22 protein-coding genes, 1 other RNA gene and 2 pseudogenes are annotated in these 24615 nt (G+C 65.8%); 6 read left to right on the top strand and 19 right to left on the bottom strand.

Translation table 11 applies throughout. From position 1 onward, the window contains the following. Window positions 1–5: 5 nt before the first annotated feature. From mraY to mraZ, 7 genes are read right to left on the bottom strand one after another with little or no spacing between them, the layout of a single operon-like run. Window positions 6–1088, bottom strand: a complete 1083-nt coding sequence (gene mraY / locus JN302_RS19200) for a phospho-N-acetylmuramoyl-pentapeptide-transferase (RefSeq protein WP_202334088.1) — start codon at window positions 1086–1088, stop codon at window positions 6–8. A gap of 25 nt (window positions 1089–1113) precedes the next feature. Then, window positions 1114–2547 (bottom strand): UDP-N-acetylmuramoylalanyl-D-glutamyl-2,6-diaminopimelate--D-alanyl-D-alanine ligase, encoded by a 1434-nt coding sequence (locus JN302_RS19195; RefSeq protein ID WP_202334087.1) that lies wholly within the window; start codon window positions 2545–2547, stop codon window positions 1114–1116. Then, entirely contained in the window at window positions 2544–3998 is a 1455-nt protein-coding gene (locus tag JN302_RS19190; RefSeq protein WP_202334086.1) for a UDP-N-acetylmuramoyl-L-alanyl-D-glutamate--2,6-diaminopimelate ligase, read from the bottom strand. The genes JN302_RS19195 and JN302_RS19190 overlap by 4 nt, the downstream gene beginning before the upstream one ends. 55 nt (window positions 3999–4053) lie before the next feature. Continuing rightward, a complete protein-coding gene (locus tag JN302_RS19185; protein WP_244846522.1) occupies window positions 4054–5772 on the bottom strand; it encodes a peptidoglycan D,D-transpeptidase FtsI family protein in 1719 nt (572 codons plus the stop codon). Then, window positions 5769–6143 (bottom strand): cell division protein FtsL, encoded by a 375-nt coding sequence (gene ftsL, locus JN302_RS19180; RefSeq protein WP_202314226.1) that lies wholly within the window; start codon window positions 6141–6143, stop codon window positions 5769–5771. The genes JN302_RS19185 and ftsL overlap by 4 nt, the downstream gene beginning before the upstream one ends. Before the next feature lies 1 nt (window position 6144). Continuing rightward, on the bottom strand, window positions 6145–7161 hold the full coding sequence (gene rsmH, locus JN302_RS19175; RefSeq protein WP_202334085.1) for a 16S rRNA (cytosine(1402)-N(4))-methyltransferase RsmH: 1017 nt from the start codon (window positions 7159–7161) through the stop codon (window positions 6145–6147). Further along, window positions 7158–7628, bottom strand: coding sequence for a division/cell wall cluster transcriptional repressor MraZ (gene mraZ, locus JN302_RS19170; protein WP_202334084.1), 471 nt, complete (start codon window positions 7626–7628; stop codon window positions 7158–7160). The genes rsmH and mraZ overlap by 4 nt, the downstream gene beginning before the upstream one ends. Before the next feature lie 456 nt (window positions 7629–8084). Here mraZ and JN302_RS19165 point away from each other — a divergent pair, with 456 nt between their 5' ends. After that, complete coding sequence (locus JN302_RS19165; protein WP_202334083.1) at window positions 8085–9197, top strand: cystathionine gamma-lyase; 1113 nt, start codon at window positions 8085–8087, stop codon at window positions 9195–9197. 12 nt (window positions 9198–9209) lie between these two features. Here JN302_RS19165 and JN302_RS19160 read toward each other — a convergent pair whose 3' ends face one another. The 8 genes from JN302_RS19160 to JN302_RS19125 form a co-directional block, all read right to left on the bottom strand. Beyond that, the gene (locus JN302_RS19160; RefSeq protein ID WP_202334082.1) at window positions 9210–9530 is read right to left on the bottom strand and encodes a type II toxin-antitoxin system RelE/ParE family toxin; all 321 of its coding nucleotides are present in this window, start codon (window positions 9528–9530) and stop codon (window positions 9210–9212) included. Beyond that, window positions 9527–9808 carry a type II toxin-antitoxin system ParD family antitoxin gene (locus tag JN302_RS19155; RefSeq protein WP_202334081.1) on the bottom strand — a complete coding sequence of 94 codons (282 nt, stop codon included), beginning with the start codon at window positions 9806–9808 and terminating at the stop codon, window positions 9527–9529. Before JN302_RS19155 ends, JN302_RS19160 begins: the two co-directional genes overlap by 4 nt. A 134-nt stretch (window positions 9809–9942) precedes the next feature. Then, window positions 9943–10388, bottom strand: an RNA gene (rnpB, locus tag JN302_RS19150) — RNase P RNA component class A. 101 nt (window positions 10389–10489) lie between these two features. Further along, complete coding sequence (locus tag JN302_RS19145) at window positions 10490–11356, bottom strand: lytic transglycosylase domain-containing protein (RefSeq protein ID WP_202334080.1); 867 nt, start codon at window positions 11354–11356, stop codon at window positions 10490–10492. Window positions 11357–11812: 456 nt separating this feature from the next. Then, a complete protein-coding gene (locus JN302_RS19140) occupies window positions 11813–12577 on the bottom strand; it encodes an N-acetylmuramoyl-L-alanine amidase (protein ID WP_202334079.1) in 765 nt (254 codons plus the stop codon). Further along, a complete protein-coding gene (locus JN302_RS19135; protein ID WP_202334348.1) occupies window positions 12574–13293 on the bottom strand; it encodes a J domain-containing protein in 720 nt (239 codons plus the stop codon). The genes JN302_RS19140 and JN302_RS19135 overlap by 4 nt, the downstream gene beginning before the upstream one ends. 212 nt (window positions 13294–13505) lie before the next feature. After that, window positions 13506–13895: a hypothetical protein gene (locus JN302_RS19130; protein WP_202314212.1), complete on the bottom strand. Its 390-nt coding sequence runs from the start codon at window positions 13893–13895 to the stop codon at window positions 13506–13508. A gap of 227 nt (window positions 13896–14122) precedes the next feature. Next, entirely contained in the window at window positions 14123–14320 is a 198-nt protein-coding gene (locus tag JN302_RS19125; protein WP_202314210.1) for a hypothetical protein, read from the bottom strand. Between the two features lie 184 nt (window positions 14321–14504). On the opposite strand from JN302_RS19125, the gene JN302_RS19120 reads away from it, so the two are divergent. Then, window positions 14505–18263: a hydantoinase B/oxoprolinase family protein gene (locus JN302_RS19120; RefSeq protein WP_202334078.1), complete on the top strand. Its 3759-nt coding sequence runs from the start codon at window positions 14505–14507 to the stop codon at window positions 18261–18263. 348 nt (window positions 18264–18611) lie between these two features. Here the strand turns inward: JN302_RS19120 and JN302_RS39190 are convergent, their stop codons facing one another. The 3 genes and pseudogenes from JN302_RS39190 to JN302_RS19105 all read right to left on the bottom strand — a co-directional run. Further along, window positions 18612–18944, bottom strand: a complete 333-nt coding sequence (locus JN302_RS39190) for a type II toxin-antitoxin system HicB family antitoxin (RefSeq protein ID WP_244846520.1) — start codon at window positions 18942–18944, stop codon at window positions 18612–18614. Beyond that, entirely contained in the window at window positions 18941–19195 is a 255-nt protein-coding gene (locus JN302_RS19110) for a type II toxin-antitoxin system HicA family toxin (RefSeq protein WP_202314206.1), read from the bottom strand. Before JN302_RS19110 ends, JN302_RS39190 begins: the two co-directional genes overlap by 4 nt. Window positions 19196–19504: 309 nt before the next feature. Continuing rightward, window positions 19505–19669: pseudogene (locus tag JN302_RS19105) on the bottom strand (helix-turn-helix transcriptional regulator); the annotation flags it as partial. A 35-nt stretch (window positions 19670–19704) separates the two neighbouring features. Here JN302_RS19105 and JN302_RS19100 point away from each other — a divergent pair. The 3 genes and pseudogenes from JN302_RS19100 to JN302_RS19090 form a co-directional block, all read left to right on the top strand. Next, window positions 19705–19812 (top strand): annotated as a pseudogene (locus JN302_RS19100) (conjugal transfer protein TraD); the annotation flags it as partial. A 106-nt stretch (window positions 19813–19918) separates the two neighbouring features. Then, the gene (locus JN302_RS19095; RefSeq protein ID WP_202314202.1) at window positions 19919–21181 is read left to right on the top strand and encodes a DUF3419 family protein; all 1263 of its coding nucleotides are present in this window, start codon (window positions 19919–19921) and stop codon (window positions 21179–21181) included. Next, window positions 21178–21834, top strand: coding sequence for a class I SAM-dependent methyltransferase (locus JN302_RS19090; RefSeq protein ID WP_202334077.1), 657 nt, complete (start codon window positions 21178–21180; stop codon window positions 21832–21834). Before JN302_RS19095 ends, JN302_RS19090 begins: the two co-directional genes overlap by 4 nt. A gap of 37 nt (window positions 21835–21871) precedes the next feature. On the opposite strand, the gene JN302_RS19085 is transcribed toward JN302_RS19090, so the two are convergent. Further along, on the bottom strand, window positions 21872–23257 hold the full coding sequence (locus tag JN302_RS19085; RefSeq protein WP_202334076.1) for a serine hydrolase domain-containing protein: 1386 nt from the start codon (window positions 23255–23257) through the stop codon (window positions 21872–21874). Window positions 23258–23610: 353 nt separating this feature from the next. Here JN302_RS19085 and JN302_RS19080 point away from each other — a divergent pair, with 353 nt between their 5' ends. Further along, window positions 23611–24456 carry a glycoside hydrolase family 25 protein gene (locus JN302_RS19080; RefSeq protein ID WP_202334075.1) on the top strand — a complete coding sequence of 282 codons (846 nt, stop codon included), beginning with the start codon at window positions 23611–23613 and terminating at the stop codon, window positions 24454–24456. The last annotated feature ends 159 nt before the right edge of the window (window positions 24457–24615 follow it).

Raw genomic sequence — 24615 nt, 5'->3', positions numbered from 1 at the left:
GTCCCTCAGCGCAGCTTGAGCGTGGACAGCCCGACCAGGGCGAGGATGACGGCCACGATCCAGAAGCGGATCACGACCTGGCTCTCCGTCCAGCCGAGTTTTTCGAAATGGTGATGGATCGGCGCCATGAGGAACACGCGCTTGCCGGTCATCTTGAAGACGGCCACCTGGATGATCACCGACAGCGCCTCCATCACGAACAGGCCGCCGACGATCGCCATGACGATCTCGTGCTTGGCGGCAACCGCGACGGTGCCGATCAACCCGCCGAGCGCCAGCGAACCCGTGTCGCCCATGAATATAGCGGCCGGCGGGGCGTTGAACCATAGGAAGCCGAGGCCGGCGCCGATGACGGCGCCGAGCACCACGGCAAGCTCGCCGGTGCCGGGAACGAAGTGGATCTGCAGATATTCGGCGAAGACGGCGTTGCCCGAGAGATAGGCGATGACGCCGAAGGAGGCCGCCGCGATCATGATCGGCACGATGGCGAGGCCGTCGAGCCCGTCGGTGAGGTTGACCGCATTGCCGGCGCCGACCACCACGAAGGCGGCGAAGGGCACGAAGAACCAGCCGAGATTGATCAGGAAATCCTTGAAGAAGGGAAAGGTGAGCGAGGAGGAGAAGGGCTCCTGGCCAGCCTGCATGATGGCCCAGGCGGCGATGCCGGCGATGACGAACTCGATGCCGAGACGCGCCTTGCCGGATAGCCCCAGATGCGACTGCTTGGTGACCTTGAGATAGTCGTCGTAGAGACCGATCGCGCCGAAGCCGAGGGTGACCAGCAGCACCACCCAGACATAGACGCTGGAAAGATTGGTCCACAGGAGCGAGGAGCCGATAATGCCGGACAGGATCATCAGCCCGCCCATGGTGGGCGTGCCGGCCTTCTTGAAATGGGTCTGCGGGCCGTCGGCGCGGATCGGCTGGCCCTTGCCCTGGCGGATGCGCAGCGAATTGATGATGGCCGGGCCGAAGATGAAGACGATGAGCGCCGAGGTGATCAGCGCGCCGCCGGTACGGAAGGTGATGTAGCGGAAGACGTTGAAGGCGGAGACATGGTCCGCGAAGGCGACGAGCAGCGTCAGCATATGGTGTTTGTCCCCTCGCGCGCGGTCATGCCGGCGTCGACTGCCCGGACGCGGCCGGGAATTTGGTGATGAGCGCATCGACCAGCTTCGAGAAGCCGATGCCCTTCGACGATTTGACCATGACCGTGTCGCCGGGCTTCAGCGCCTCGATCAGCACCGGCTTCAATTCCTCGGCCCCTGCCCGGTATTCGGCCCGGTATTTCTCCGGCAGGGCTCCGGCGAGCGCCTTCATCTCGGGTCCGGCGAGGAAGACCAGGTCGGTGCTGGTTTCGCCAAGCACGTCGGCCAGCGCGGTGTGCAGCTTCGCCGAATGGGCGCCGAGTTCCAGCATGTCGCCGAGGACGGCGATGCGGCGGCCCTCGCCCTGCACCGGGGTGGCGTCGAGCAGCGCGATCGCGGCGCGCATCGAGGCCGGATTGGCGTTGTAGCTCTCGTCGATGAGGACGATGTCGCCCTCGGGGTGGTGGAGCAGATGTCGCCGGCCGCGGCCGCTCTCGGCCTTCAGGTCGGCGAGCGCGGCGGCGACCGCCGCAAGGTCGGCGCCTGCCAGATACGAAGCGCCGAGAACTGACAGGACATTCTGCACCATATGGCGGCCGGGCACGCCGACGGTTGCGGCCAGTTCCTCGGCGCCGATGCGCACTGATATGGTCGAGCTCTCCGTATGCAGCTTGCAGGCGAGCAGCCGGATATCGGCCCTGGCGTTCTCGCCGAAGCTCACGATCTTCTCGACACCCCGGGCGCGGGCGAGCTTCGCCAGCAGCTTGAAGCGGCTGTCGTCGCGGTTGAGCAGCGCGACGCCGCCCGGTTCCAGCCCTTCGAAGATCTCGGCCTTGGCCTCGGCGATCTCGTCGAGCCCGGAGAAATGGCCGAGATGGGCGGCCGCGATCAGCGTGACGACGGCGATATCGGGCCGGACGAGCTTCGCCAGGGGCCGGATCTCGCCGGGATGGTTCATGCCGATCTCGAAGACCGCGTAATCGCAATCCTGCGGCAATCTTGCCAGCGTAAGCGGGACGCCCCAGTGGTTGTTGAAGGACTTGTCCGACGCATGGACCTTGCTGACGGCCGAAAGCGCGTGGCGCAGCGCCTCCTTGGTGCTGGTCTTGCCGGCCGATCCGGTGACGGCGATGATCTTTGCCCGGGAGCGCTCGCGCGCTGCGGCACCCGTCTTTTCGAGCGCGGTGAGAACGTCGGGCACCACGATCATCGGCGCGGTCAGCCGGCCGAGCGCCGGCAGCTTTGCTTCGGCGACGACCAGCACGCCCGCGCCCGCCTTGACGGCGGCGGTGGCGTAGTCGTGGCCGTCGAGCGCCTCGCCCTTGATGGCGAAGAAAGCGTCGCCCGGCTGCAAGGTGCGCGTATCGATGGAAATGCCGCCGATGCCTGCCGGCATCTGGCCGACTGGCCGGCCGCCGGTGGCGGCGACGAAGGCTTCTCCGGTCCACAGATGGGTCACGATGCGCGCTCCCGAAGTGCTGCCCGCACCTCCTCATGATCGGAGAAGGGGAAGGTCTCGGCGCCGATCGTCTGGCCTTTCTCGTGGCCCTTGCCGGCGACGACGAGCGTGTCGCCCGCATGCAGCATGACGACCGCCTTGCGGATCGCCTCGCGGCGGTCGGCGATCTCAACGGCGCCGGGGGCGGCGGCAAGGATCGCGGCGCGGATCTCGGCGGGAACCTCCGAGCGCGGATTGTCGTCGGTGACGATCGTCACGTCGGCGAGCCGAGTGGCGATCTCGCCCATGATCGGGCGCTTGCCGCGGTCGCGGTCGCCGCCGCAGCCGAAGACGACGACGACGCGGCCGGTGGTGAAGGGCCGCACGGCGGCAAGCACATTCTCCAGCGCGTCGGGCTTGTGCGCATAGTCGACATAGACCGGGGCGCCCTCTTCACTGGTGCCGACCAGTTCCAGCCGGCCCGAGGCGCCCTTCAGCTTCTCCAATGCCGCCAGCGCCTTGCCCGTCTCCGTGCCGGTCGCGATGGCGAGGCCGGCCGCGACCAGCGCATTGGCGATCTGGAAATCGCCGGCGAGCGGCAGGTCGACCTCGTGGATGACGCCGCCGGCCTCGACCTCGGCGCGCTGGCGGAAGCGCTCATGCTCGACCCGCTTCAGCTGCAGGAAGTCGCCATGGCGGCCGACGGTGAGCACGTCGAGGCCGGCGGCGCGAGCCGAGGCGATGGTCGGCGCCGACCAGGGATCGTCGGCGAAGATAACGGCCGGCGCGCCCTTCGGCAGCAGCGCCTCGAACAGCCGCAGCTTGGCCTTGTGGTAGTGCTCGACCGTCGGATGATAGTCCATATGGTCGCGGCCGAGATTGGTGAAGGCGCCTGCGGCGAGCCTGACGCCGTCGAGGCGGTGCTGGTCGAGGCCGTGGCTGGAGGCTTCCATCGCCGCATGGGTGACGCCGGCATCGGCGAGTTCCTTGAGCAGCCTGTGGAGGCCGACCGGATCGGGCGTGGTGAGGGCGCCGTAATCGTTGCGGCCGGGCGCGATCACGCCCGTCGTACCGATGCTGGCGGCGGCGTGCCCCGCCTGCTCCCAGATCTGCCTGACGAAGGAGGCGACCGAGGTCTTGCCGCTGGTGCCGGTGACGGCGACCATGGTCTCGGGCTGCCGGCCGAAGAAGCGCGCCGCGGCGAGCGCCAGCGCCAGGCGCGGATCGTCGACTTCGATGAGCGGAACGGAGGGTTTATAGGCCAGCGCACCTTTCGCCGCGACGATCGCGGCAGCACCGCGCCTTTCGGCATCTTCGGCGAAGGCCGCGCCGTCGGCCCTGGTGCCGGGAACGGCGACGAACAGCGTGCCCTTGCCGACCTCGCGGGAATCCGACGAAACGCCAGTGATCTCTATGCCGCCGGCGGCGCCTCCGTCAGCAGGCAGTATACCGGCAAATTGGTGTAGTTCCATCGAGTTCCAGTCGTCTAACCAGGGGCAGCCCCGCCGCGCGCCTTGCGGGAATCACTCAGTACGAAACGAGCAACGGCTTACTTTCTTGGCCAAATTCAGGCTTCACGCCAAGCATCGGCGCAGAGCGGCGAATAATATTGGCAACGATCGGCGCGGCATTCATGCCTGCCGTGGCCGGCATTCCGGGCTTCTCCGGCTTCGGTTCGTCGATGACGCTGAGCACGATATATTGCGGATCGTCCATCGGGAACGCGGCGACAAAGGCGTTGAAGCGGACCGTCGACGAATAGCGGCCATTGACAACCTTTTCCGCGGTACCCGTCTTGCCCCCGACGCGATAGCCCGGCACGGTTGCCCGCTTGCCGGAGCCACCAGGAGCCGTCGCGTTCAGCAGATAGAGATACCGCATGTCCGCCGACGTCTTGTCATCCACCACCTTGGTCGCGCCGGCTATTGCCTCTTCGGCCGTCCTTGGCAGGAAAGTCGGATTCATCAGGTAGCCGCCGTTCATCAGTGCGGCCGCACCGACGGCGGTCTGCATAGGCGTGGTCGAGAAACCATGTCCGAACGCCGCCGTGATCGAATGCACCTTCTTCCAGACCTTCGGCTCCGTCGGCTTCGCAACCTCCGGCAGTTCGGTCTTCATGCGGTCAAGCAAACCCATGCGGTGCAGGAATTCCCGATGCCCCTCGATGCCGACGACGTCGGCCTCGCGCGCCGATCCGATGTTGGAGGAATAGATGAACACCTCGGGCACGGTGAGCACCCTGCCCTTGCCGTGGAAGTCGCGGATCGTCTGGCGGCCGATGGTGATGGGCCGCGTCGCGTCGAAGCGGCTTTCGAGCGTGACCTTGCCGGAATCGAGCGCCATGGCGGTGGTGAAGCTCTTGATGGTCGAGCCCATCTCGTAGAGGCCGGCCGACATGCGGTTCAGGCGATCCTTCTCATGGGCGTTGTAGGGGTTGTTGGGGTCGTAGTCCGGCACCGAGGCCATGGCCACGACTTCACCGGTCTTGACGTTAAGGACCACCGCACCGGCCGCGATCGAATGGTATTTCTCCATGGCGCGGCTGACCTCGTCATGGACGATATGCTGCACGCGGATGTCGACCGACAGCTTCACCGGCTGCAGGTCCGACGCAACCGCGAGGCCGGAAGCCTGGAGGTCGGCCAGGCCCTGGTCGTCGATATATTTCTCCAGCCCGGAAATGCCCTGGTTGTCGATATTGGTGAGGCCGAGGATGTGCGAGGCGGTCGCCCCGCCCGGATAGAAGCGGCGCTTCTCTGTGCGGAAGCCGATGCCGGGAATGCCGAGCTGCATGATATCGTTCTGCTGCTTCGGCGTGAGCTGGCGCTTCAGCCAGACGAAGCCGGTGCCGCTCTTCAGCTTGTGATAGGTCTGCTCGACCTCGATGTCGGGCAGCACGGTCGACAGTTTCTCGATCACCTCGTCGGCATCGACGATGCGGCGCGGCTCGGCGAAGAGCGAGGCTGTCTTGATGTCGGTGGCCAGCACCTCGCCGTTGCGGTCGACGATGTCGGGCCGCGAGGCGGTGACGCGCGAGCCAGGGCCGCCGCCGCTCTCGGGATCCTGCAGACCGAGATAGACCAGCCTGCCGCCGATGGCGCCGTAGAGCGAGAAGAACACGGCCATGGTCATCAGCACGCGGTTGCGCGTGCGCCCGCCGGTCGCCTTGCGGGCGCCTTCGACCACGATCGAGGCGGACTTGTCCTCGCTAACCGCAGACCCCCGTTTCCACGGCATCAGTTTCATTGGACGATGCCTCCGGTGACGGTGCGGTCCTGGCCGCTGTCGGCCATGCCGCCGAGACGCTGGCTGGACAGGTCCTCGATCTCCACCGGCTTGGCCGGCAGGTCTTCCAGCCCGACGATCTGATGCGCTTCGACCGGCTGCAAGGCGAGTTCGCCCTGGTAGAGCTCGGACAGCCGCTGCAGGCGAGCGGGCTGGGTGAGCAGGCTCCAGTCGGCCTTGAGCAGGTCGATCGTGTCCTCCTCGTAGCGGATCTGCCGCTCGAGGCGCTTCACCTCCGAGAGCCAGCTCTCGGCCTGGTGCTTGGTGTTGTAGGTGAAGGCCGCGGCCGAGACCATGACGGCGATGAGCACGATGTCGCTGGTGCGGAACATTTCACCTTTCCCCTGGCATGCGGATCTCGGGCAGATTGGGCAGGCCGAAATCGGAAAGATCGGCGGCGCGGGCCGGTGCGGCGCTGCGAACGGCCGAGCGCAGCCGCGCCGAGCGGGCGCGCGGATTGGCGGCCACTTCCGCCTCGGAGGGAACGACCGGCTTGCGGGCTTTCTCGAAGGTCGGCACCACGGCTTGCGTCTCCGGCAGGTAACGCGAGCCGGCGGGGCTGCTCGAACGATCGGCGAGGAAGCGCTTGACGATGCGGTCTTCCAGCGAATGGAAGGTGACGACGGCGAGCCGCCCGCCGGGCTTCAGCGCGCGCTCGGCCGCGAGCAGCGCCCGCGCCAGCTCGCCGAGCTCGTCATTGACGAAGATGCGCAGCGCCTGGAAGACGCGGGTCGCGGGATGGATCTTGTCCTTGGGATTGCGGCCGATGAAGGTCTCGATCGCGTCGGCGAGCTCCAGCGTGCGGGCGAAGGGCTTCGTCTCGCGCCTTTTCTCGATCATGCGGGCGATGCGCCCGGCATGCCGTTCCTCGCCGAGGAAACCGAAGATGCGGGCGAGGTCTCCCGCCTTGAAGCGGTTGACCACGTCGGCAGCGCTCGGGCCCGATTGGGCCATGCGCATGTCGAGCGGGCCATCGGCGCGAAAGGAAAAGCCGCGCTCGGCCTGGTCGAGCTGCATGGAGGAGACGCCGATGTCGAGCACGACGCCGTCGACGGCCTCGACGTGCTGGTCGAGCTCCGAGAACGGCGCCTCGACGAGCCGCAGCTTACCGCCGGCCTCGGCCTCCAGAGCGCGGCCGGCATCGATGGCATCGGGGTCGCGGTCGATCGCGACGACGCCGGCGCCGCGGGCGATGAGCGCCCTGGTGTAGCCGCCGGCGCCGAAAGTGCCGTCGACGATGACGGCGCCGTCGAGCGGTTCGAGCGCGGCGACCACTTCGTCGAGCAGGACCGGAATGTGGCGAGCCGGTCCGCCGGCGGCATCGGGATCCGAGCCGTGACCCGCCATCATTCCGCCGCCCCCGCCTGACGCGACCGGGCTGCGGCCGACTGGCGCAACGACAGCAGCCTGGCGCGCACCTCCTTCGAATGCGCCCTCAGCCGCTCCGGCTCCCAGATCTGGAAGAAATGGCCGCGGCCGACGAAGGCCACCTCCGTCGTGATGCCGGTGTGGTCGCGCAGGAATTCGCTCACGCCGATCCGGCCGTCCTGGTCGAGTTTCAGGAAGGTCCCGTCCCCATGGCAGAAGAAGGACATGTCGTCGGCCGTCTGCAGGAAGGGATCCTCCAGCGCGATGCGCGCCTCGTAGCGGTCGAGCAGGTCGAGGCCGCCGACATCGAGCGCCGGCACCTCCAGCGCGCGCAATGCATAGAGCTCCTGGTAGCCGCGCTTCTGCAGCACGGAACGGAAATGCGCCGGCACGGAGACCCGCCCCTTGGCGTCGATCCTGTTCACAGCATTGGACAGAAATCGGTCCATCACCCGATGCAGCCGCTCTCGCCGCCGCGCCCCTCGTCACATGTCCGGCCGCGCCGCCCCGGCGCGGTCCCTTCAGCCAGCAAAATCCTCCGTGCCGGGGATAAGCAGCCATATGCCGGACAGCCGCCGCGGCTGCCGGTCTGGCGAACGCTTCACCCCTTACCGAAACGAAGTCTTGAATGGGTTCATGGGATATCATGGGGTGATATGGGCGTCAACGGGAACAAGCTACACGGACTGGCCGGAGGCAGCTATTGCGGGCCGCTTCCCGGGTAATCGGCATTTATCGGCCATTAAGCCTAACAGATGGTTTATGAGGGCTTTTTTCGGCTACGGCTGGCGGGTGGCGCTCCGCCATGATCAGGCGGGGAGCGTGCTTGCCGAAATCGATTTCGGATTTCGGGCCGATGCGCTAGACCGGCCCCGACATCCCCCTGCCCATCGAAAGCCCTGCCCATGTCCGATACCAACCAGTCCCGCGCGGCCAGCCTCGCCCATCTGAGGGGCGAGACCCTGGCCAAGGGCGAGCCCGTGGCGCTGCCGCTGACCATGGCCTCGATGTTCCATCTGCCCGGCGACCCCGCAGGGTTCAGCCAGTACGGCCGCTTCAACAACCCGACCTGGGATGCGGTGGAGAAGATGCTCGGCCATCTCGAAGGCGCGACCGCGCTCGGCTTTCCCTCAGGGATGGCCGCGACTTCGGCGGTGTTCTTCGCACTTCTGAAGAGCGGCGACAGGATCCTGCTGCCGAGCGACGGCTATTACACGACACGCATGCTGGCCGAGCGTTTCCTGAAGCCGCTCGGCATCGGCACCGACACGCGGCCGACCTCGTCCTTCCTCGAGGGCAGCTTCGCCGGCTACCGGCTGGTCTTCGTCGAGACGCCGGCCAATCCGAGCCTCGACATCTGCGACATGGCGGCGGTCGCCGCGGCCGCCCATGCCGAAGGTGCGATCGTGGTGGCCGACAACACGACGATGACGCCCTACGGCCAGCGGCCGCTCGACCTCGGCGCCGACATCGTCGTGGCGGCGGACACCAAGGCGCCGAATGGACATTCCGACGCGCTGTTCGGCCACGTCGCCAGCCGCGACGACAAGATCGTGGCGGCGGTGGCGGACTGGCGCAAGCTGGCGGGCGGCATTCCCGGCCCGTTCGAGGCCTGGCTGGTCCATCGCGGCCTCGAAACGCTGGAGCTGCGTTTCGACAGAATGTGCGGCTCGGCCGAGATTTTGGCGCGCCGTCTGGCCGGCCACAAGGTGGTGCGGTCGGTGCGTTTTCCCGGGCTGGAGACGGACCCGTCGCACAATCTGGCGCGGGCCCAGATGGAGCGCTTCGGGTTCCTGATCGGCCTGACGCTGGGAACGGAGGCGAAGGCCGAGGCCTTCATCGATGGCTGCGCGCTGATCCAGCCGGCAACCTCCTTCGGCGGCGTGCATACGTCGGCCGAGCGCCGCGCGCGCTGGGGCGACGCCGTCGCGCCGGGATTCGTCAGGCTTTCGGTGGGATGCGAGCCGGTCGAGGAACTGTGGAAAGCAATCGAGGCGTCGCTCGACGGGCTGGGCTGAGGCTCGATCGGCTCAGGTCAGGGCATCCTCGCCCGACAGGTCAAAGTCTTCGGCGGCAATGTCGCGCCGGCCGTGCATAACTCGCAGAATGACGACCGCGTCATCGGCAACGCGGTAGAAGGTGAGATACTCCCCCTCAACCAGGCAACGCACCCCGGAGGCGAGATCATCGCGAGCGACCCCGGAGTAAGGCTGCGTAGCCATCAGGCGCCATCGCGCATCGAAGCGATCGAGAAGCCGGTCGGCCGCGTTTTCGTTATACAGTGCGACGTAGCCCCAGATCTCGATGAGGTCTTCTTCCGCCTGCGCGGTCCGGGTGACGATGCGGGTCATACGGCGCGCTTCGCCTTCCCCGCGCGCCGGCGCGCCTCGGCCTTGATCGTCTCCATGGAACCGTAGCGCCCCGGCCCGCTGTCGATCCCTTCCTGGATGAGCGCCCGCAACTCCTCCAGCGTATAGCCGAACAGGTCGCGCCGTTCCTTCCAGTCACGCAAGGCCTCGCGGATGACCTCGCTGGCCGAGGCATATTCGCCGGCGGCCACGGCCGCATCGACCGCCGTGGCGAGTTCGGGCGAAAGGGTGATGCTGCGCTTGTCGACGTTGGCGGTCATGGCGATCTCCTTTGCGGCAAATGGTACGATTTATTCGCACCAGACGCAACGGCCAGGAGCGTGCGTAGCTGCAGCCTCCCCAGGATCAAGTGCTGCGCGAACAGACGCACCCAACTTGCTGAACAGAAGAAAAAAGTGCCAGCCGGCCTGTAAGCCGGGTTCTGTATGGCCCCGGCGCCTCGCGGCACCGGAACGTGGCGGCCATTCATCTTGTGCGCATGTCGCCATGCGCCTCACGCAACCCACCCGGATGGCAGGCAGGAAACCGCCCCGAGGGTCGCCCCTCGCGCCATCCCTATTCGGTCTTGCTCCCGGTGGGGTTTGCCGTGCCGCTCCTGTTGCCAGTCGCGCGGTGGGCTCTTACCCCACCCTTTCACCCTTGCCCCGCCGATGCTCCGGCTCGGTCGTCGCTGGCAAGACAGCGCTGAGCCGGAAGATGGGCGGGGCGGTTTGCTTTCTGTGGCACTTTCCCTGGGGTCGCCCCCGCCGGATGTTATCCGGCACCGTGTTTCCATGGAGCCCGGACTTTCCTCACCTGATACCTTTCGGCGATTGCAGGTGCGGCCGCCCGGCCAGCTGGCGCCCCGTATAAAGGGGTTCGCCGGGAAAAATGCAAATGAAAAGCCGGGAGGACGCCGCGAAATTCCCGCTTCGCGGATATTCCGGCTCGACCCTGCGCGATCAGCTTCCGCCGAGTTGGCGCTTCACTTTCGAGCAATAGGCGGCCGATACCGGGTTCATCCGCTTGGCGGCGTGGCCGGCATTGTATTTCAGAATGGTCTGGCAGGTCGCGCCGCCGCCGAGTTCATGCGCCATCCCCAGATATTTCATGCCGTATTTGATGTTGGTCTCGGGATTGAACAGATCCTTGACCGAACCGCTATAGCCCATCATGCGCGCCGTCGCCGGCTTGATCTGCATCAGCCCGACCTCGCCAGCGCTGCCGCGGGCGTCGACGCGGTAGTTGCTTTCGACGGTGATCACCGCATGGGCAAGCGACACCGGCACCCCGTAGGAGGAAGCATAGCGGCTGATGATGGCGTGAAACGGCCCATCGGCGGCGGCCGGCTTGCCGGCGTCCTTTTTTGAGCTTGCGGCAAGGGCGGCCGCGATCTTCTGCCTGTCCTGATTGTCTGCCGGAGCGTTCAGGCCGGCATCCTTTTTCGGCCGCGCGGCGGAAGCGGTCACGCTCGCCCGCCTGGTCTCCTTGCGGGCGGGCGCGGCGGCCGCGACCTTCTTTGTCGGCTTGCGGGCGCTTTCCTGCTTGCTGGCCTGCTTGCGGGCCGTCGCCTTCGGGTCCGGCTTGACCCGTCCCGCGATCGAGCCCGTTTTCATCTTGTCGACCTCCTCGTCGAGGCCTGCAACCGGCGCGACGGGATAGGTGTGGAACTCCCGACCGATACTGACTGTTATGGTCTTCTTCGAGCTGTCCTTCGGCTTCGGCTTGGCGGCTTCCGGCCGGGCAAGGGTCGGCGCCTCCTGCGCATCGGCAGCAAAGGTCATCATGCCGGCAGCGAAGGCTGCCGCGGCAACAGTCAGGTTTCTCATAAAAGTTTCGGTCTCTGTCTGGCTCCGCCGATCGTCCGGCGGATGGTTGATCTTGAGGCCCGCCCGTCAGGACCGGCCTTTCTTTTCCCCCGGACGACACACAAATTCGATCCGGCACAGACTGCCTGTCGCAATCGAAATAGGGTCAACAATGGCAGGAAAAGTCACTTTGGGTGACAGGTTGTAACCTTGGTCGGATTCGCGCCTTTCCAAGGGAGAACCTCGACAAAAAGCTTACGTTAGGTAATCCGAATAGGGGATAGCGGGCCTCGGCAATAGCCACCGATCGTTAGATCTATGACATCGGCCCAATGATCTAAATCAATCCTGGGAAACGCGATGCGTAGCTTTGGGTGCGCGGCCTTCTACTGTCGGATAGATCGACATTGTCGTCGGAAGGCATGGTTGGCTTCGAAGCAGCCGGCTCCATGACGCGTCCAAAGGACGCACGGCGCCCTATGTCAGCGATCCCGGCAGGGAGGCGAGCAGCCTGTGCAAGGTCTCGACCGTCGAGCGATCGGCTACGCCGTCGATCCGCGCGGGACGAAAATGACGCTGGAACGCCTCCACCACCGTCTTCGTCAACGTATCGAACTCGCCCGAAATCCCGATGCCATAGCCGTAGAGCGCCAGCATGGACTGCAGCGCCTCGACCGGCTCGCCATGATCGCCTGACGTCAGGAACCGGCCGCCGCCGATCGGCGCGGGCTCGACCAGATGGCCGACACCGGCTGCGAACAGGGTCGGCCAGGGGAACTTCTCGCCGGGATCGATCTTGCGGCCGGGTGACACGTCGGAATGGGCAAGCACCCGTTCAGGCCTGATGTCGTGGCGATCGATGATGCCGCGGCAAAGGTCGATGACGCTGGCGATCTGGCAGTCGGGGAAATCGGGATACCCGAAGGCATGGCCCGGATTGACGATCTCGATGCCGATCGAACTGGAATTGATGTCGGCGCGGCCACGCCACGACCCCTTGCCCGCATGCCACGCACGGTCGCTCTCGCGCACCATCTGCACGATGTGACCGTCCTCCTCGACGAGGTAATGGGCGGAGACGTCGCTGACAGGATCGCACAGCCAGGCGACGGCGGAATCGCCTGTCTGCATGCCGGTATAGTGGAGAAGGATGATGTCGGGCCGGACGCAGTCGCGACGCGGGCCGAAATTCGGCGATACCCTGACTTCGGCTCGATCGTGGTCCGGAAGGAATCCGGTCATACGTGCCTCAGCCCCTTCTCGATCAGTTCGTAGGCGGCGTTGATGGCGGCGATGCGCGTCGTGGCGATGGCGACGAATTCCTGCGGCAGGCCGCGGGCGATCAGCCGGTCGGGATGGTTCTCCGCGACCAGCTTGCGGTAGCGCTTGCGCACCTCGTCGAAAGGCTGCCCGCGCTCGACCCCCAGCACCACATAGGGATCGGCGTCGCCGAGTTCGACATGGCGGGCGAGGATGGCCTGGTATCGCGCTTCGTCGATCTGGAAGATCTGCGCGATGCGATGCAGGAAGCGCCCTTCCCGCTCGTGCAGCACCCCGTCGGCCTTGGCGATGAAGAACAGTCCGTCGAGGATGTCGGTCAGCATGCCGCAGTTCGGCCGGCCGGAGCCGCAAAGGCCGGCAATGCGCTCGGCATAGGACTCGAAGCCGGCGACATCCTGCTTGGCCAGGTCGAAGAGGCGGGCCACATTGCGGGCCTCCTCTGCCGGCATGGTGAATATCTTGCGGAACGCGCGCACTTCGTCCTGGGTGACGATGCCGTCGGCCTTGGCCATCTTGGCCGACAGCGCGATCATGGCCACCGAAAAGGCCACCTTGCGGCGCAGTTCGGGGTCGCCGACGAAAATGGTGCGCAAGGCGTCGACCACATCCGCCGCGCCCGACCGGGTCGAGGACGAAATGCGTGTCACGAACTCGCCGAGGCGGAACCAGATCGACATGGCGGCTTCATAAGGCCTTAAGCCGGAAATGGCGAGGCGGTTCATCGCCGCGGCGAAGGGTTTTCCGGCTTTGTCCCGCGGCATCCGCCGATCCGTGCCGGCGAACGGTCAGGACGGCGAGCCGAGACCGGGCCGCCCGGCGGTCGGCCGGGCGCAATTTCCCGGCCGAAGCCCCCGAGAAATGCCGGGGGCCGCTCCGGCGGCGCAGCCGGCTACTGGACGCCGAGCGCCTGCCTGGCGGCTGCCTCGGCCTGATCGCCGATCTGCTTGATCAAGTCCTCGCTCTGGCCGGCGGCCTTGGCGGCGGCTTCGGCATTGGCGCGGGACGCAGCGATCGCCTGCTGTTTCTGCTCGTCCGTCATCGTGGCCGCCTGCTCCTGCAGCGCCTTCTGCGCGTCCTGCAAGACCTGGTCGGCACCCGGCGCCGGCTTGGTCGCCTGGTCGGTCGTCGTGGTCGTCGACGGCGCCGATTCGGCCGGAGCCGTCGCAGCGGGCTGCTCGCTCTTGACCGGAGCGCTTTCGCTCTTCTGCTCGCTCTCGCCGCAGGCGGCCAGCGCCAGCATGGACAAGCCAGCCAGCGGGATAAGAAGCAACTTTTTCATGGGTCCCTCGTCTTGCCTCCAAAAACCCCCGCCGTTCGCCGCTACATAGGCCAATTACGGCAAAGTTGCGTCGGCAAGGCGACATACCCCATGGTTGTCGAAGCAGGAAGAGGAGCGGCCGGCATCTCTACCGACCGCCCCGCCAGCGGAAACGTCTTGGGATTTAGATCGGCAGGCGCGCCGACGAAATCGGCGCGGCCGCCTTGTTTGTCGGGCCGATGCCCGGGTCAGTTCGCCGGGGCAGGCTCGGCCGGCGCCGGATTCTCCGCAGGTGCGGGCTCCGTCGGGGCAGCGGCGGGAGGTGTGGCCTGCTCTTCGGCCGGCGGCGTGGTGCTCTGGGTGGTGGTGGTGTCGGTATTGTCGCTGCATGCCGCCACCGCAAGCAGGCCGGCCGCGCAAATCGAACCGAGGACAAGTTTTCTCATGCTTCTCTCCTTTGGGAACGACACCCGGTCGACCGGGCGGTTCGGGTGTGAAATGCATGTCCCCGCTTTTCGGTTGCGTCACTTACGCTAACCGGAATTAACATTCTGTCATAAGGGTTTGGCTCCCCGCCAGACTTATCCTATAGGCTTGAGCCGGCATGTCTCTCGGGAAGGAGGACCGACGGTGAAATCCGAGAAATGGGACTTCTGGATCGACCGTGGCGGGACCTTCACCGATGTCATCGGGCGAGATCCCGAGGGCCGGCTCCATCCGCGAAAGCTGCTGTCGGAGAATCCCGAAGCCTATCGCGATGCCGCGATCCAGGGCATTCGCGATCTGCTCGGCCTGGCACCCGGCGAGCCGGTCCCGCCGCAGCGCGTCGGCGACGTCAAGATGGGCACCACAGTCGCCACCAATGCGCTTTTGGAACGCAAGGGCGACCGGGTGCTGCTGCTCGTCAGCAGAGGTTTCCGCGATGCCCTGCGCATCGCCTATCAGGCCCGACCCGACATCTTCGCCAAGGAGATCGTGCTGCCCGAGCAACTCTACGAGCGTGTGGTCGAGGTCGACGAGCGGGTGCGCGCCGACGGCTGCGTGGAGCGGCTGCTCGACATCGCGGCATTGCAGCCGGCACTGGAGGCGGCGAAGACCGGCGGCATCGAAGCCGTCGCCATTGTCTTCATGCATTCCTGGAAATATCCCGAACATGAACAGGCCGTGGCGAAGGCCTGCCGCAAGCTGGGCTTCGCCCAGGTCTCGGTCAGCCACGAGGTCTCGCCCCTCGTCAAGCTGGTCGGCCGCGGCGACACCACCGTCGTGGACGCCTACCTGTCCCCGATCCTGTCGCGCTATGTGCGCGAGGTGGCGGGGGAGTTGGGAGTTGTCCCACCCCCTGAAGGGGAGATCGCTGCGAGGCAGCTGGAGGGCGAAGGCGGAGACGGCGTCGGGCGCAAGAGCATGTCGAGCACTGCCGGGCTGACCCCACACGGCGGCTTCGCCGCCACCCTCCCCTCGAGGGGGAGGGAGGCGCCTCGCCTGATGTTCATGATGTCTTCAGGCGGCCTGACCGCGGCCGACATGTTCCAGGGCAAGGACGCGCTTCTGTCCGGGCCGGCCGGGGGCGTGGTCGGCATGGTCGAGACCGCAAGGCTCGCCGGCTTCGGCAAGGTGATCGGCTTCGACATGGGCGGCACCTCGACCGACGTCGCCCATTACGACGGCGACTATGAGCGCGCCTTCGACACCGAGGTCGCGGGCGTGCGCGTGAGGGCGCCGATGATGCGCATCCACACCGTGGCGGCCGGCGGCGGCTCGATACTGCATTTCGAGGCCGGCCGCTTCCGCGTCGGCCCGGATTCTGCCGGCGCCAATCCCGGTCCTGCCTGCTACCGGCGCGGCGGCCCGCTCGCCGTCACGGACGCCAATGTCATGCTGGGCAAGCTGCAGCCGGATTTTTTCCCCTCGATCTTCGGCCCCGCGCAGGACCAGCCGCTCGACGACGCCGTGGTGCGCCAGACATTCGAGGAGCTTGCCCACGAGATCGGCGACGGCCGCAGTCCTGAAGCCGTCGCGGAAGGGTTCGTGACGATCGCGGTCGAGAACATGGCCAATGCCGTCAAGAAGATCTCCGTGCTGCGCGGCTACGACGTGACCGAATACCTGCTCAACTGCTTCGGCGGCGCCGGCGGCCAGCATGCCTGTCTCGTCGCCGACGCGCTCGGCATGGAGGCCGTGCTCATCCATCCCTTCTCCGGCCTGCTTTCGGCTTACGGCATCGGGCTCGCCGCCGTCTTCGCCTCGCGCCAGCAGGCCCTGCTGAAGCCGCTCGACGAAAGCTCGCTCGAGGCCATCGACGAGCTCGTCGGGACGTTGCGGCAGGGGGTCTTCGACGAGCTGGCAAGCCAGGGCATCGATGCTGCCGATATCGCCTGGCGGCCGGTGCTGCACATCCGCTACGACGGGACGGACACCGCACTGCCGGTCGATTTCAAGGACGCCACGATCGCCGATGCCCGCCTCGCCTTCGAGGCCGCCCACCGCGCCCAGTTCGGCTTCGTCTACGACGGCAAGCCGATGGTGGTCGAGGCGATCGGCGTCGAGGGGGTGGACCGGCGCGAGACCGGACGCGACGAGCGCGACTTGCCGACGAGCGAAGAGCGGCCCGAGCCGGCCGAAACCCGGAAGCTGTTCTGCGACGGCGGCTGGCACGAGGCCGGCATCTTCCACCGCGCCGCCTTGAGACCCGGACAGAAGCTCGCCGGACCGGGGCTGGTGATCGAGGCGCATCAGACGATCGTCGTCGAGCCGGGCTGGCAGGCAGAGATCACCGCCAAGGACCATGTGCTGATGCGGCGGATCGAAGCCAGGCGCAACCGGGCGGCCCTCGGCACCGACGCCGACCCCGTGATGCTGGAGGTTTTCAACAACCTCTTCATGTCGATCGCCGAGCAGATGGGCGTGACGCTGCAGAACACGGCCTATTCGGTCAACATCAAGGAGCGCCTGGATTTCTCCTGCGCCGTGTTCGACCGCAACGGCGCTCTTGTCGCCAATGCCCCGCATATGCCGGTGCATCTGGGCTCGATGGACCGTTCCGTCGAGACGATCATCCGATTGAACGCGGGCGGCATCAGCCCCGGCGACGTCTTTGCCCTCAATGCGCCCTACAATGGCGGAACTCATCTGCCCGACATCACGGTGGTGACGCCGGTCTTCGACGATGCCGGCACGAATGTGCTGTTCTACACGGCCTCGCGCGGACATCATGCCGATATCGGCGGCACCGCACCGGGCTCGATGACGCCGCTCGCGACCACGGTCGACGAGGAAGGCGTGCTGTTCGACAATTTCCGGCTGGTCGAGCGCGGTCGCTTCCGCGAAGCCGAACTCGAAGCACTGCTCACCGATCATCGCTATCCCGCCCGCAATCCCCGCCAGAACGTCGCCGACCTCAAGGCGCAGATCGCAGCCAACGAGAAAGGCGCGGCCGAGTTGAGGAAGATGGTGGCGCATTTCGGCCTCGACACGGTCGAGGCCTATATGGGCCATGTCCAGGACAATGCGGCCGAAAGCGTCCGGCGCGTTCTCGAACGCCTGCCCGACAGGTCCCGCTACGAATATCCGACCGATACCGGCCAGGTGATCAAGGTCGAGATCACGGTCGACCGGGACAGGCGCGAGGCGACGGTCGACTTCACGGGCACCTCGCAGGTCGAGAAGAACAACTTCAATGCGCCCGAACCGGTCGCCCGCGCAGCCGTGCTTTATGCCTTCCGGGTCATGGTCGAGGGCCAGATACCCATGAATGCCGGCTGCCTGCGGCCTATCCGGATCGTGATCCCCGAAGGCTGCATGCTGAAGCCGGCCTATCCGGCCGCGGTGGTGGCGGGCAATGTCGAGACCTCGCAGCACGTGACCAATGCGCTGTTCGGCGCGATGGGGGCGCTGGCCAATGCGCAGGGCACGATGAACAACCTGACCTTCGGCAACGACAGATACCAGTATTACGAGACCATCTGCTCCGGCTCGCCCGCCGGCCGCATGAATGACGGGCGCGGCTTCGCCGGCACATCCGGTGTCCACACCCACATGACCAATTCACGGCTGACCGATCCGGAAATCCTGGAACTGCGTTTCCCCGTGCTGCTCGAGGATTTCCATATCCGCGCCGGCTCCGGCGGCAAGGGTCGGTGGGACGCGGGCGACGGCACCCACCGCACGATCCGCTTCCTGGAAAGGATGGAATGCGCGATCCTGTCGTCGCACCGTTCGCACCCGCCGCGCGGGCTGGACGGCGGCGGCGACGGCGAAACAGGCTCGACCGAGGTGCGCCGCAAGGACGGTTCGGTCGAAAGGCTGAGGGCCTGCGACCAGACCGTGCTGGAGGCGGGCGAGACCGTCATCGTGACGACACCGACGGCCGGAGGTTTCGGCAAGAAGTAGCCCGCCACTTCAGTCCCTGGGTGGGCACCGAGTTTACGCCGCCGTTCGCCACCTCGAACTGGGCGATGGTTTCCTGAAGCTGGCGGTCGAGAACGACGCGATCCGTCACCACGACCGCAGTGTCGAAAATCGGTTGGTCGGACGGATCGTGCAGAGTCACCAACCGATGCGCCGTCGCGGGCATGGGCAAGCATCTTCAGAACGGCGTCGATCTGATGGAACGCGGGAAGATCAGCGCTTCCTTGCCGTTCGTGCTGTCGAGGTGGAGAAATCGACCGATGATATCGAGAAGGATATCGCGGGAGAAATCGCCAGTCCTCATGGTGCGCCCCAGGCGCGGTGCTCTCGTTATTCAGCGGCTTCCCTGATCGCCGTCACGATCCATTCATTCAGGCTCTTGCCCGCCGCCGCCGCCGCAATGACTGCCGCGGCATGATCGTCAGGATCGAGGCGGACATTGAACCTTCCGGAGAATTTCCGGCGCGGTTCGATTCCCTTTTCCCGGCACATTTCGAGATAGACGGTCAATGACTTACTGCCTTCCTCGATCAGAGCGTGGACGCTTTCAGCATAAAAGTCGGCACCGCCATTCAGGCCGACAAACTCGCCGCGCAGCATCTGAATCTCGGGGTCAAAGGCGATAACCGCCTTTTCGCCATTGATTTCGATTACGTTGTTCATGGCCTTACTCCGTGTTCGTCCAGCCACTTCCGAATGCTGGCGACCGCGCCTTTATCCGTATCCGGCGAAGGATGGGGGCGGTGGAAGACGCGCACTTCGCCAAACAGGAAGACACCTATGCGCGATCCCTCCCGCTCGCTGACTTCTGCTCCGAGGGCGACAAACAGCGCCTCGATATCGGTCCAGCGAATAGCTCCGCTGACGGGCCGAGCGAAGATGGATTCGAGCGTGGCCCTGTGACGCTTTTTCATCGAATTCCAGTATCATCATATAGTACCATTTCCAAGGGCGAATTCTAGCCTCGACGCGGAGCCACCGAGGAGTTTGGTCCCAACAATTCATCGAACAGGTCGCCAAACTATTGCTCGAACACCTCGGCTTCCGTGACCGGAACGGGATGGGGCCAGTCATCGGTGACGGTCCATGTGGAGAGGTCGTGCTTGGGCGAGCGGCCAATCGGGACATGGTATCCCAACAGTTCTTCAAGTTGCTCCGATGCGGTCGGCGGCCTGATGCGGCGGGAGCGAGGCGCTGCGCCCGCTCCGTCGTCGTCAGCGCGATCAGACGTCATCGAAGTCGAACTCGGTCTTCGGACGCCATCCGACAGGGTGGGCTACCCATGGGTTGATGTCGGGTTCTTTCCATCCCGTGCCGTTGGTGCTGATTTTGAGCTGGGCCGGGAACGTGCCCTCCGCGATCTTGCGGTAGATGGTGAAGCGGGAGAGCGTGGCAGGTCGAGCGCCGCAGGCGCACGCGGCATCTGATCGAACTCGGCGGCCTCGTCGTCAAGGCAGAGGTCGTGGACCTAACCGGCGACGACCGCGCGATCATCTACGGTGCCCTGCTCTGGATGGCCGACAAGCTCCGAAGAACACCACTATCGGTCGCGGCCCGGTGGCCGACAGGGCCTGTCACGCGCCTGTCATGGCCCCGCGATACCCGCTTGCGCCAACGCAACAGGGGAATCGCTTCCAATGACCGACCTCTCCGGGGATATCGGCCTAGAGCAAGGGCGACTGCGCAAGAACCGCCGGCTCGGCAAGGCGATCTACCAGAATCGGGCCCTGTCCAAGGATGGCCTGTCGGAACGCCTCTTCGCCTTGCTGTTCTCCGGCCTCGTCTACCCCCAGATCTGGGAAGACCCCGACGTCGACATGGAAGCGATGCAACTGGCGGAAGGCCACCGTATCGTCACCATCGCGTCGGGCGGCTGCAACGTGCTCGCCTATCTTACCCGGTCGCCGGCGCAGATCGACGCGGTGGACCTGAACACGGCCCATGTGGCGCTGAACCGGATGAAGCTGACGGCGGTACGCCACCTGCCCGCCCATGCCGACCTCTTTCGCTTCTTCGGCGAGGCGGGACACCCGGCCAACACGGCCGCCTATGACCGTTTCGTCGCGCCGCATCTCGATGCGCGTTCGCGGGCCTATTGGGAGCGCCGCAACTGGCTCGGCAAGCGGCGCATCACCGTGTTCCGCAAGAATTTCTACCGGACCGGCCTGCTCGGCCTGTTCATCGCCCTCGGCCACAGGGTGGCGAAGCTGCATGGCGTCGATCCCGCGGCCATCATGGAGGCGCGGTCGCTGCACGACCAGCGGCGCTTCTTCGAAGAGGAACTGAAGCCGATCTTCCGCAAGCCGCTGCTGCGTCGCGCGACATCGCTGAAGGCATCGCTGTTCGGCCTCGGCATTCCGCCGGCACAATACGATTCCCTCATCACATCGGGCGACGGCACCATGGCCAGCGTGCTTTCGGCCCGCCTGGAAAAGCTCGCCTGCCATTTTCCGCTGCGCGAGAACTACTTCGCCTGGCAGGCTTTCGCGCGCCGTTACCCGAAGCCGGGAGAAGCCGCCCTGCCCGCCTATCTCGAGCAGGGCAACCACGCCGTCATCAAGCGCAACGCCGACCGTGTCGCCATTCACAATGTAAACTTCACCGAACTCCTGAGCCGCAAGCCTGCCGGTTCCGTCAACCGCTACGTGCTGCTCGACGCCCAGGACTGGATGAACGATGCGCAGCTCAACGCACTGTGGACCGAGATCACCCGCACCGCCGCCCCCGGCGCGCGCGTCATCTTCCGGACCGCCGCGGAGCCGTCGCTGCTGCCCGGGCGGGTCTCGGAAAGCATCCTCGGCCGTTGGCGCTACGAGGAAGAGCAGTCACGGGAACTGGCAGCGCGCGACCGCTCGGCCATCTATGGCGGCTTCCATCTCTATGTGCTGAAAGACCAATGACCGCTGCCGGAAGCCACGCCGCGCTCATGGACGGCGTCTATCGCCGCCAGCGCCATATCTACGACGCCACCCGCAAATACTACCTTCTGGGTCGTGACAGCATGATCGCCGGGCTAAGGGCGCCCGACGGCGGCACCGTACTGGAACTCGGCTGCGGCACTGGTCGCAACCTCGTTCTCGCCGCACGCCGTTACCCCAAAGCGCGCTTCTTCGGGCTGGACATCTCCACAGCCATGCTCGAAACGGCAGCCCGCGCCGTCGCGCAGGACGGCGCCGGCCCGCGTGTGAAGCTCGCCCAGGGCGACGCCACCGCCTTCAATGCTCAGGCCCTGTTCGGTGAAGCCGGCTTCGACCGCGTCTTCGTCTCCTATTCGCTGTCCATGATCCCCGGCTGGGAAAAAACGATCGCCGCAGCGCTGGGCGTGCTGAAGCCCGGCGGATCGCTCCATATCGTCGATTTCGGCCGGCAGGAGCGCCTGCCTTCCTGGTTCAAGCGCCTGCTGCGCGCCTGGCTCGCCAAATTCCACGTCACACCGCGTGACGCGATGGCCGAAGTCCTGGAATCGGAAACTCGGAAAGCGCACGCAAGCCTTTCATTTCGCTCGCTATACCGGGGCTACGCAGTCCATGCCGTCGTGACGCGACCGACCTGAATCTCGCGGCATTGCGGTCCTTGCGCCATGGCGCCGCCTATTGGACGGCCTTCACCAAGGCCGCGACAAGCGCCTGCGCCTTGTATCCGAGCTTCGAAGGCGTCAGCCCGAGCCGCACCACGACCAGCTTCCGCGACGGAATGACGGCGACCGACTGACCGTCATGGCCGAGGAACCAGTAGGCATCGGGCGGAAGGTCGAAGCCCTTGTCGGGGTTCTCGCCGGCAGGGGTGCCGGCATCCGATCCGTGAAGCCAGACCTGGCCACGCCCATATTCGCCCTTCGAGGCTGGCACAGCCTCGCGCATCCAGGAGACGAAGCCCGGCGGAAGGATCTCCGTGCCGTTCCAGACGCCGTCCTGCAGCATGAACTGGCCGAAACGCGCCCAATCGCGCGCGGTAGCATAAAGATACGACGAGCCGACGAAGGTGCCGCGCGCATCAGTCTCCAGCACGGCGCTGGACATGCCGATCGGATCGAACAGCGCCTGCTTCGGCCAGGCCAGCGCCTTGTCCGGCTCGCCCAGCGCGTTCTGCCAGATCCTGGAGAGCATCACCGTGGTGCCGCTCGAATAGCTCCAGACCTTGCCGATATCGCCGTCGAGCGGTTTGGCGGAAGCGAAACCGGCCATGTCGGGCTCCAAATAGAGCATCCGGGTGACGTCGGCGACGTCGCCATAGTCCTCGTTGAAGGCAAGCCCGCTCGACATCGCCATCAGGTCGGCGAGGCTGATCGCGGCGCGGCCATCCGCCTTCCAGTCCGGAAAGAGGTCCTTCTGTTCGACGGAGATCATCCCGGCTTTGACCAGCGTGCCGACGACCGCGGCCGTCACCGATTTGGTCATCGACCAGCCGAGCAGCGGCGTCTTCGTTGAAAAACCCTCGCCGTAACGCTCGCCGACGATGCGTCCGTTATGGACCACGACCACGGCGCGCATGCCGGCACCGGTCAGGTCCGGATCGTCAAGCACCGTGGCGATGTCAGGGTCCTGTGACGGCTCGACGGCATCGCCCTCCGGCCAGATGCCCGCGCTCTCCGGCAGGGCGTCGCCGAGCGAAGGCGGAACCGGCACGGCGGCGAGGTCGCCATCCGGCACGTCGGTGCAGCCAAAACCGTCGCGTGCCACCGCCACGGCCCTGCCGAAGACGCCGAACAGGCCGGCGGTCACCGTCCTGGCATCGGCATCCACCGAGACGCGCATGAACCTGAGGATGGGATGGCCGGGCGCCTGCACGTCGAGCGCCAGGACCTGCCCCGCATCGCGGCCGACGATGAAGACGTTGGAACAGACGATCTTGGCCGAGTATCCGGACGCGACGCGGATCAGGGCGGGCGGCGCGAAATAGAGCCAACCGGCCAGGACGGCCAGGACGACGACCACGAGCACGACCAGCCATTTGACGATTTTCAACGCGATCCGCACCTTCCCCTCCTCGTGCTTCGCATTTCGGCCATGGATTTGCCGCGATTTGTCGGGCAAGGTTTATCACCTTTCGAGGGTGATCAACCGAAAATCAACCTTGATGGTTGATGAAGGGGGACTGCCGGTTCGCAGCGTGGGGCTGCGGGCCGTTCCAGTTCAGAACTGACCCGAGCTCGGCCGGCGCCATCGCCGGTGGAATGCGAGTGCCGCGCGTCCCGCATGACGACCGAGTCCGGCCCTACAGCATGTCGCGCGAAAAAGGCTTCACGCGACATGATGTAGTTCCTGATTTTGCGCATGTCTTATCCCGAAGCCGCCGCACACTTTCGGGAGACATGCATTAAGGAGCAGCGATGCGTCGTCTCGCCGTCTTGATCTCGAGTGCGCTGGCCTTGATGGCGCCGCTCGCCGCCTGCACCGCGATCGACTACGATCTGGCGCCCTCGGCCAGCGTCAAGACGACCACCGAAAGCCTATCGCGAACGTCGTCGGCCGGCATGGTCGCGGTGCGCGCCCCGCGCTTCGACGACAACGATCCGCACGACTGGAATGGCCGCACGCCCTGGCACTACGAGGTGCATGGCACCGACGTCTCCAAATACCAGCGATCCGTCGACTGGGGGCTGGCCCGGAAGAGCGGCGTCTCCTTCGCCTTCATCAAGGCGACCGAGGGCGGCGACCGTCTCGACGACAAGTTCGCCGACCACTGGAACGGCGCCAGGCTCGCGGGCGTCCCTCGTGCCGCATATCATTTCTTCTATTTCTGCCGGCCCGCCGCGGAGCAAGCCGCCTGGTTCATCCGCAATGTGCCGCGCGACCGCTCCGCGATGCCGCCTGTCCTCGACATGGAGTGGAATCCCGACTCGCCGACCTGCAAGCTGCGTCCCGATGCGGCGACGGTGCGCCGCGAGATGCGGGTGTTCCTCACTGCGGTGGAGAAGCACTACGGCAAGAAGCCGATCATCTATACCTCGATCGACTTCTTCGACGACAACGGCCTCGCCGCGTTCCGCGACTACCCTTACTGGCTCCGTTCCGTCGCGGGCCATCCCACCGAACGATACGGAAGCCATCCCTTCTCGTTCTGGCAATATACCGGAACAGGCGTCATCCCCGGCATCAAGGGCAATGCCGACATCAATGTCTTCAACGGCAATGTCGCCGCCTGGAGGAAATGGCTGAAGGCCCACGCGTCGTGAGGGGCACGTCGCCGATCAGCTTTTCGTGATCGGCATTCGGCGCCTTACGGCGTTACGGCTTTTTGCAACGTCAGGGGATTGTGCTACGGCCCGCCCCAATTTGGATGTTTTGCCTGCTTTTGGCCATGTCATTGCGGCAGGAGCGGCGCAGTCAAATCG

Origin of the sequence: Mesorhizobium sp. L-8-3, from assembly GCF_016756615.1 — a bacterium.
Lineage (GTDB): Bacteria > Pseudomonadota > Alphaproteobacteria > Rhizobiales > Rhizobiaceae.
The sequence above is the reverse complement of the archived record's forward strand: the minus strand, read 5'-3'. Positions and strand labels throughout refer to the sequence as shown.